This window comes from Stenotrophomonas maltophilia group sp. Smal12 (assembly GCF_037079935.1).
Taxonomy (GTDB): Bacteria; Pseudomonadota; Gammaproteobacteria; order Xanthomonadales; family Xanthomonadaceae; genus Stenotrophomonas; species Stenotrophomonas sepilia.
This window is the reverse complement of record NZ_JBAWUK010000103.1, coordinates 1-3,023: the sequence shown is the minus strand read 5'-3', so window position 1 is coordinate 3,023 and position 3,023 is coordinate 1. Positions and strand designations below refer to the sequence as shown.

Here is a 3,023-nt window from a genome sequence, read left to right as displayed (position 1 = left end):
GACCAAAGCCAGAATCAGGGCAAAGGAGGCCACCACCCAGACCACCAACTGATACCCTCAGCCCCGTACACCGGGTGGGTCAAAGTTCAACGCGCAGCCTGGGTCAGTTTTAAGTGCGCGCCAACACCCTGCGCCCATCAGGCAGAACACCGGCATCCGCGCTCTTCAGCTCGAACGGTGTGCGCTGGTCAACCAAGTGTGGCCAGTCATCTGAGTCGAACCACTCATCGAACTCGGCATCTGACATGCTTCTTGCTCGGGCCATCACAAGCAGGAACGGACCTGGAGTCGCCCAGAGCAGTGGGCAAAGGTTCGGGTAATGCTGCTGTCGCCACGCGTCGACCTCGGCTTGATTGCAGTTCAAGCCCTGCTTGATTCGAGCCAACCCTGACAGCCGCGGAACCTTGACCGCGTACCGCCCGATGAGGAGGACGATTCTTGACATGCCACTGTGAAATTCAATCCGCTTGGATGGCACGGTCTATCCCTCACGGCAACGTAGCCATTCACCTTTGGAATTCCGCAGCTGCTCCCAACCGTTGTTCAGTCGACGCATGGCGGTCCCACCCATGCAGGCTGCGCCCAGCTGCTTTGCCTCGGCAGTCCCGTAGGCAGGCATGCGAACAATCTCGCTCGATGGCGTTGGTATGCCTTGGCGACGCGCCTCGCCCTGTATCAGGGATCGCTCAATTTCTGCGCAATAGAGCCGGATGCGCGGATCGACGTGTTGCTGGCATTTCAGCGGCTCAGCGCCAAGGTTGCTCGCCTTCGGTGTTGGCGGCGTGTACCTGGGCAATGGCTGTGGGCCGATGGCCGAACGTAGCTGTTGGGCACCTGCAGGTGCCGACGCCAGCAGTAGAGCCAGAACTAGACCTGTTCGAATATCCATTTCGCCCCCAAGGTTCAGGGGCATGGTATCCCATCGCGAAATTCAGAAGCTCGCCGGATAAGGCGGCGTCTCTGGGAACGTCCCCATGGGGCGCTTCCCAACTGCAATTAGGGCGCTCCCGTTCGCCGCGGCGGCGGTCGGCTGTGTCTCGCTCGCGCTCGTCACAGGCGCCCCCGCCGCAGCCCTGATGCGCTCCGTGGTCGAATCAGACTGTTCGCCGAAGGGATCGACGGGCCAAGTGGTCGCGATGATCTCGTGGCCTCTGGCACTCAGCAACACGCCGAACTCTGTTCTTTTCACAGACCAACCCAGCGCCCACAACTGCTCCGTGGTGAATCGGTCAAGCACCTGCCCTCCACCAGATGCGCGGAACTCTACGATATCCCGCTGCCCGTACCAGCCAGCATGCCGCGCCCTGGCGTTAGCCGCCATGTCGAGGATGTACTGCACCCCCGCAGGAAGCTTCTCTTTCGACTTTGGAGCGTCTGCCACCTTCGTGACAACGGTTGCCGGCTGAGCGCCGGGAGCTTGCGTCATGGCGGGAATAGCAGCCTTCTGAGTCTTGACAACCTCCTTGAGCTTGCTTTCCTCGCCCGTTGAACCGTCTGCGAAGAAGAACCGCAGGAACATCACCACGCCAATGACAAGTGCGAGGCCCATTACGATTGATGGGCCGCGCAGGGTCTTCCACAAAGTGCGCGTGTTTCCCTTGTAGACCTCATTGGACTCAATGCCCGGCTGTACGCCGTGGTAGAGCTCCCAGATGGCCGGATCGTACTTGCGGACCTCTGTGCCCACCGTTTCGTATTTGCCGGTGCCAGTGGCCGCATAGAACCGCACCGAGTACCGCTGATCGGACCCCAGCGCGTCGAGCTTGGTATACGTGTTCTTCTTTGCCATGCGGCGGATGATCAGGCGGTGCAGGTCTTTGCAGTCCTGCGAAATGATCACCATATCCAAGCTGATATGGCCGTGCTTGGCAAAGAAGTTTGCAGTGCGCTCGGGCAGGTTGGCGCGGTTGGTCGGCCAGTATTCGTGTGCCTCATCGATCACGATCAGTGCGTGCTTCTCGATATGCGGAAACGAAATGGCGCCATCGTTGTCGGTGTCACATACGCACCAATCAACCACTTCCTTGTCGCCCATCACGTGCACCAGCTCGCGCACCTCTTCTTCAGGCATGCCCAGGTGCGCAGCGATCTTGTCGAGGCTCTCCCCTACCCCGTTTAGGCGCACGTAGACATGGCGCTTAGCGCGCAATGCAGGAAGGATGTGATGCAGAACTGCCTCGTAGCTCTTTCCGCTGCGCGGCAAGCCTTCATGGCCGAAGATCATTTCGTTACGTCCACTGGAAGAGAGTGAGGAACACCCGCACAAGGCGAAATACAAGTGCAGCCGTCAACACAGCGATAGCCTCACCGACGCGCAACTGAGCAACGATGAAGGCGGTCCACGGTCCCGCAGCGTTGAGCATTGCGCAGAAGCTGATCTGTGACAGGAAATCAGGCGCTGGAATCAGGTACACGATGGCCTTGACGAACGACAACACCAGCTCGATGAAGTCGGTCTGCAGATCCGTCATGAAGTCGGAGAAGTCCGCCCACAACGACGTGATCTGCTCCTTTGCCCAGGTGGTAAGCGCGGTGACCGGCCCCACCCCATCGGCATACGCCCAAGAGGCAGACAGCACCAGTACGAGTAGCGCAGCGCCGAGCACGATCAGATGATTGCGTTTCATAGCAGTGCCCACCTCAGCGCGACGATGCCCATGCCCGCAAGAAAAACAAACCCGGCGTACTGGAAAAGTTGTAACAGTGGGCCGGAGCACAACGCGCCAAGGTCAAACTTTCCGGCGTACTGCCCACCATCCCACGTAGCGGTTGGGCAGCTGCCACCGCCGGTACAGCTACCGAAGAAGCCTTTGACCTTCGACAGAATGGGAGCGCCCTCAATGGCCGCCTTGAACTCCGCGACGACCTTCTGAACCGTCTTGCCTGACTTCTTGTAGAGGCGCCCTGTCGTCGGCCCCGGCGCACCGCCGTCACCACCTTCGCCTGTTCCAGGGCCCGGTCCGGGGCCAGCGCAGCCATCAGGATCGGTGCAGTCCCCGTCCCCATCGCCGTCCCCATCCCCA

3 protein-coding genes and 1 pseudogene are annotated in these 3,023 nt (G+C 60.3%); all 4 read right to left on the bottom strand.

The features are described 5' to 3' along the window. Positions 1-109: 109 nt before the first annotated feature. Positions 110-445 (bottom strand): hypothetical protein, encoded by a 336-nt coding sequence (locus tag WDC87_RS21750; RefSeq protein WP_301655372.1) that lies wholly within the window; start codon positions 443-445, stop codon positions 110-112. A gap of 486 nt (positions 446-931) precedes the next feature. Beyond that, on the bottom strand, positions 932-2,224 hold the full coding sequence (locus WDC87_RS21745; RefSeq protein ID WP_301655371.1) for a zonular occludens toxin domain-containing protein: 1,293 nt from the start codon (positions 2,222-2,224) through the stop codon (positions 932-934). A gap of 4 nt (positions 2,225-2,228) precedes the next feature. Further along, on the bottom strand, positions 2,229-2,627 hold the full coding sequence (locus WDC87_RS21740) for a hypothetical protein (RefSeq protein WP_301655370.1): 399 nt from the start codon (positions 2,625-2,627) through the stop codon (positions 2,229-2,231). Then, positions 2,624-3,023: pseudogene (locus WDC87_RS21735) on the bottom strand (hypothetical protein); the annotation flags it as partial. The gene WDC87_RS21740 and the pseudogene WDC87_RS21735, both read right to left, overlap by 4 nt.

Excerpts from the sequence above, each read along its gene's own strand:
- WDC87_RS21750 (WP_301655372.1), bottom strand. The coding sequence starts at position 445 with ATGTCAAGAATCGTCCTCCTCATCGGGCGGTACGCGGTCAAGGTTCCG.
- WDC87_RS21745 (WP_301655371.1), bottom strand. The coding sequence starts at position 2,224 with ATGATCTTCGGCCATGAAGGCTTGCCGCGCAGCGGAAAGAGCTACGAG.
- WDC87_RS21740 (WP_301655370.1), bottom strand. The coding sequence starts at position 2,627 with ATGAAACGCAATCATCTGATCGTGCTCGGCGCTGCGCTACTCGTACTG.